Below are 4,719 nucleotides of genomic sequence, written 5' to 3' on the forward strand. Positions count from 1 at the left end.
ACTTTAGGGGAGGTTTGGAGGGGTAGAAATAAAGGTTAAGTTTTAATCTATAAGTTATCTGGGTTTTAAATTCACTTTTGAGACAGCCTCTTTTTATTGGCTTTTAATTGTATTTAATTATACACATTGATACATACAAGCTGAACCATTCATAACACCAACTGTTTATTTGATATTAATCAGAACGTAAATGAATCTAATTATAGAATTTGCAGATGCTTTATTTGACCTATTAAAGGCTATGTCGCCCTATCTTCTTTTAGGTTTCTTCTTTGCAGGCGTGCTTAAAGTTTGGTTTCCTCAAAGATGGATAGATCGTTATATGGGTAAAAGTAATTGGATGTCAGTAATCAATACGGCAATTCTAGGCATTCCTCTCCCACTTTGCTCTTGCGGTGTTATTCCCACCGGAATTTCCTTTTATCGTAATGGGGCTTCTAAAGGTTCTAGTGTTTCATTCTTAATTTCAACGCCTCAAACAGGTGTAGATTCCATTATGGTAACATACTCTTTACTCGGCTTACCATTTGCAATTATACGTGTAATAGTGGCTTTAATAACCGGAGTATTAGGTGGAGCCGCTACAAATGCCACAGCCAAAGAAGATGATGTCAATACCAATGATGGCCCACAATCCTGTGAGAATGATAAAATGGGTACTCATCAAGGTTGGTTTGGAATATTTCGTTATGGTTTTTATGAATTCTTGATGGATATTGCCAAATGGTTAATAATTGGAATACTGATTGCTACTTTAATGGCTGTGATAATTCCAGAAAACTTTTTCACGAATTACCTCGATAACGAACCCATAAGCATGTTAGTGGTATTATTGGCTTCCATACCATTGTATTTATGTGCAACTGCTTCTGTACCTATTGCCGCAGTATTAATGCTCAAGGGACTTTCCCCCGGAGCTGCATTAGTACTATTAATGGCTGGCCCAGCAACCAATGCAGCCACAATCACTGTGATAAAAAAAGTTTTTGGCAATCGTACTTTAATCTCCTACTTGGGCTCTATTATTCTTGGCGCCTTGTTTTTTGGAACTCTGATCAATCACTTCCTTCCACGTGAATGGTTCCTTATCAACCAACACACCGAACATCTAAGTCACTCGCACGAACTATTACCAAACTGGCTACAAATCGCGTCTACCATAATACTTGTTGGCTTAATTATTAATGGATATATAAGGCAGTATATCAATAAAACAAACTACAATAAGTCAGTAAAAATTAAAACACAAAAACTAAACTCCTCAGTACTAAATAAAGCACATGAACCTTTGAATAACGCTCCTCAGTTTACATCCTTTGCTATGGCTAAACCTATCCAAAGCAAAACATTTACAGTAAAAGGAATGACCTGTAGCCATTGCAAAGCAAGCGTTGAATCTAACCTTATCAAACTAAATGGAATCAGTAAAGTTAACGCATCTCCTCAGAATAATCAGCTTGTAATTGAGGCAAGTAGCTTTGACTTGGATCAAATTAAAAGCACCATTGAGTCACTTGGTTATGAGTTTATCCAAGAGAATAAATAATTCTGCCATCTGGCTATCAATTATTATTTCTATTTTTGGAACATAAAGGTGCAAACGCTTAAAAAGGGAATCTGGTGCCTCATTGAGAAATCCAGAGCTATCCCCGTAGCCGTAAACCCACTTTCACATTAGTGAAGTGATGTTATTAAATACCACTGTTATAATAATGGGAAGGTAATAACATCAGGGTAAGCCGGAAGACCTGCCTTTTATTCAACTTCGGGGTAAAGTGATTCTAGAATAGCACTTACATAGCTGTGTCTATTTGTATAATCCTCCCTCCTGAAGATTTAAAACTTATTTAAATTTAGAAAATGCAGGAGTTTAAAATTGAACAAGTAAGCAATCAGCTGAATGAGTCTATTCAGAAGAAAATTGATTTAAAAACAAAACCTTTAGGTGCCCTTGGCGCGCTGGAAAAAATTGCATTTAAAGTCTGTCAGATTCAACAAACACTTAAGCCAGAATTATCTAAACCAAGCATTCTGGTATGTGCTGGTGACCATGGTGTAACTGAAGAAAAGATTAGCCCTTTCCCACAAGAGGTTACGTTTCAAATGGTCATGAACTTTTTAGGTGGAGGTGCTGCTATTAACGTTTTTAGCCGCCAACATGGAATACAACTCTTAGTGGCTGATACAGGCGTTAATTATGATTTTGAAAGCAACACCAATTTGCTTGATCTAAAAATAAGGAAGGGAACGCGTAATTTTGCCGTTGAACCAGCTATGACCATTGAAGAGTGTAAACAGGCTATGGAGAATGGTGCGCAGCTTGTTGATAAACTTCATTCAGAAGGATGCAACATTATTGGTTTTGGCGAGATGGGAATTGGAAACACAACCGCAGCGGCAGCCTTACTTTGTAAATACACAGACTGCACAGCAACAGAAGCTTCAGGTGCAGGAACAGGATTAGACAAGGAAGGTATTAGCCATAAAGCACAAGTAATTGAAAAAGCACTGCTTTTACATCAAAACACGAGCTCACCGATGGATATACTTGCCACTTTTGGAGGTCTTGAAATTGCAACTATCTGCGGAGCAATCTTAAAAGCTGCTGAATTGAAAATGATCATTTTATCAGATGGTTTTATTGCAACTTCCGCATTACTGGCAGCCCATGCAATAAATCCCAATGTAACCGATTATTGTTTGTATGCACATCAATCTGAAGAACAAGGCCATAGATTGATGCTTCAACATTTAAAGGCAGATGCCATCTTACAGTTGGGCATGCGACTTGGAGAAGGAACAGGGTCAGCCATAGCTTTTCCATTGGTGCAGTCTGCCGTGAATTTCATTAATGAAATGTCTAGCTTTGAAGACGCTGGAGTAAGTAATGTTGAGTAATAAATTATAAGCTATTGGCTGATAGCTGTCAGCTAATGGCTTTTTTACAATTTTCAAATGCAAAGACTAAAGAATCAATTTAATCTCATCTTAACTGCCTTTGGGTTCTTTACACGAATTCCGATTCCTAAGAATATCGCTTTTTCGCAAAGTAACCTAAATAAATGTAATCGCTATCTCCCAATCGTTGGTTATGTAGTTGGAGCAATTTGTGGATTAATTTATATTACGCTTAGCCAATTACTACCCCACTCCGTTTCCATATTATTATCGATGGCAAGCTCTATTCTTTTAACGGGAGCCTTTCATGAAGATGGCTTTGCAGATGTGTGCGATGCCTTCGGAGGTGGCTGGACAAAAGAGAAGATACTGACTATAATGAAAGACTCTAGAATTGGAGCCTACGGAGCTGTTGGTATTATTCTATTGTTATTCACAAAATTTTCAAGTTTAGATGCTATCCCTTCAAACAAAATAGTAATTGCATTAATTGCCGCGCATGTACTAAGTCGCCTAATGGCGGTTAGCACAATGCACAGCCTATCATATGTGCGTGAAGATGAAACTAGCAAATCTAAACCAATCACTAAATCGCTTCATTCGAAGGAAATTTTAATCGCCTTTTTCATCTCGCTTCCAGTTTTATTCTTATTCAACGATTTAAGAATACTGCTAGTTATTATTCCTTTAATTCTTTCAAAATATTTATTGGAACGTTATTTTAAGAAATGGATTGGCGGCTATACTGGCGATTGTCTTGGAACCATTCAGCAAGTCACAGAGTTGGTCGTTTATTTAACCATCCTTTCAATCATTCATATGGATGCCTCGAATAACCCATTTAATCAATTATTCAAATGATAGAATTACTATTGATTAGGCATACAACGCCAGATGTGAAAGAAGGCACATGCTACGGCCAAATAGATTTAAATTGTCATTCTTGTTTTGATAGTGAAGCGGATGATATAAATCAAATATTAACTGCATCAAAATACAGTCCAGATATTATATTTAGCAGTCCTTTAAAAAGATGTAAATTATTGGCTACACATCTTTTTCATGCACAGAAAGTATACCTTGATGAAAATTTGAAAGAATTAAACTTTGGAGATTGGGAAGGTATGTTTTGGAAGGCTATTCCTAAAAATGAGATTGATGTATGGGCTGAGAATTTCGTATTACAAAGTCCACCCAATGGTGAATCGTTTAAGCAACTTCTAAAGCGTGTTGAGCAATTTGAGAAACAAATGGTAAATGGAAATAGTAAAAAAATTGCCATTGTAACGCATTCGGGTATTATTCGTGCTTTTCTTATGAAATACTTAAATATACCAGCCAGCAATATATTTAATCTGCATTTAAATTATGGCGCTATTGTAAAGATAAGCATCCATGACGATGATTATCACCAAGTAGAAATTATAAAAGGATAAAAAAACCACGAAGGTTCCAAAGGGCTTCACGAAGGAACGCTAAGGAACACTAAGGAAAAACTTTGTGAGACTTTGTGAAATACCTTAGTTCCCTTTGTGGTAAAATATTAACCACGAAGGCGCACTAAGGACAACACCAAGTAACGCTAAGGAAAAACTTCGTGAGACTTTGTGAAACATCCTTTGTGCTTACTTTGTGGTAAAAGATTAACCACGAAGGCGCACTAAGGACAACACCAAGGAACACTAAGGAAAAACTTTGTGAGACTTTGTGAAATACCTAAGTTCCCTTGTCGACTTCCCTTTTTTAGGACATGTTAAAAGTAGACTTTTTTCTTTTTTCTCAAAACCAATTTTCAAAAGCTCTTTTAGTAAGGCTGAATGG

The 4,719-nt window shown here is 36.7% G+C and carries 4 protein-coding genes and 1 riboswitch; all 4 genes read left to right on the plus strand.

Annotated features, from left to right (window positions below; translation table 11 throughout):
• Positions 1-190: 190 nt before the first annotated feature.
• The 4 genes from ACRD7B_RS22515 (at position 191) to cobC (ending at position 4,334) form a co-directional block, all read left to right on the plus strand.
• On the plus strand, positions 191-1,546 hold the full coding sequence (locus ACRD7B_RS22515) for a permease (RefSeq protein WP_430826926.1): 1,356 nt from the start codon (positions 191-193) through the stop codon (positions 1,544-1,546).
• A 29-nt stretch (positions 1,547-1,575) separates the two neighbouring features.
• A riboswitch (cobalamin riboswitch) is annotated at positions 1,576-1,769 on the plus strand.
• Positions 1,770-1,860: 91 nt separating this feature from the next.
• The gene (gene cobT, locus ACRD7B_RS22520; RefSeq protein ID WP_430826927.1) at positions 1,861-2,898 is read left to right on the plus strand and encodes a nicotinate-nucleotide--dimethylbenzimidazole phosphoribosyltransferase; all 1,038 of its coding nucleotides are present in this window, start codon (positions 1,861-1,863) and stop codon (positions 2,896-2,898) included.
• Between the two features lie 57 nt (positions 2,899-2,955).
• A complete protein-coding gene (locus ACRD7B_RS22525; RefSeq protein ID WP_430826928.1) occupies positions 2,956-3,759 on the plus strand; it encodes an adenosylcobinamide-GDP ribazoletransferase in 804 nt (267 codons plus the stop codon).
• Positions 3,756-4,334, plus strand: a complete 579-nt coding sequence (cobC, locus tag ACRD7B_RS22530) for an alpha-ribazole phosphatase (RefSeq protein WP_430826929.1) — start codon at positions 3,756-3,758, stop codon at positions 4,332-4,334. Before ACRD7B_RS22525 ends, cobC begins: the two co-directional genes overlap by 4 nt.
• Positions 4,335-4,719: the final 385 nt, after the last annotated feature.

The organism is Carboxylicivirga fragile (assembly GCF_050589805.1).
In the GTDB taxonomy this organism is placed as follows: Bacteria; Bacteroidota; Bacteroidia; order Bacteroidales; family Marinilabiliaceae; genus Carboxylicivirga; species Carboxylicivirga fragile.

Excerpts from the sequence above, each read along its gene's own strand:
- ACRD7B_RS22525 (WP_430826928.1), top strand. The coding sequence starts at position 2,956 with ATGCAAAGACTAAAGAATCAATTTAATCTCATCTTAACTGCCTTTGGG.
- cobC (WP_430826929.1), top strand. The coding sequence starts at position 3,756 with ATGATAGAATTACTATTGATTAGGCATACAACGCCAGATGTGAAAGAA.
- cobT (WP_430826927.1), top strand. The coding sequence starts at position 1,861 with ATGCAGGAGTTTAAAATTGAACAAGTAAGCAATCAGCTGAATGAGTCT.
- ACRD7B_RS22515 (WP_430826926.1), top strand. The coding sequence starts at position 191 with ATGAATCTAATTATAGAATTTGCAGATGCTTTATTTGACCTATTAAAG.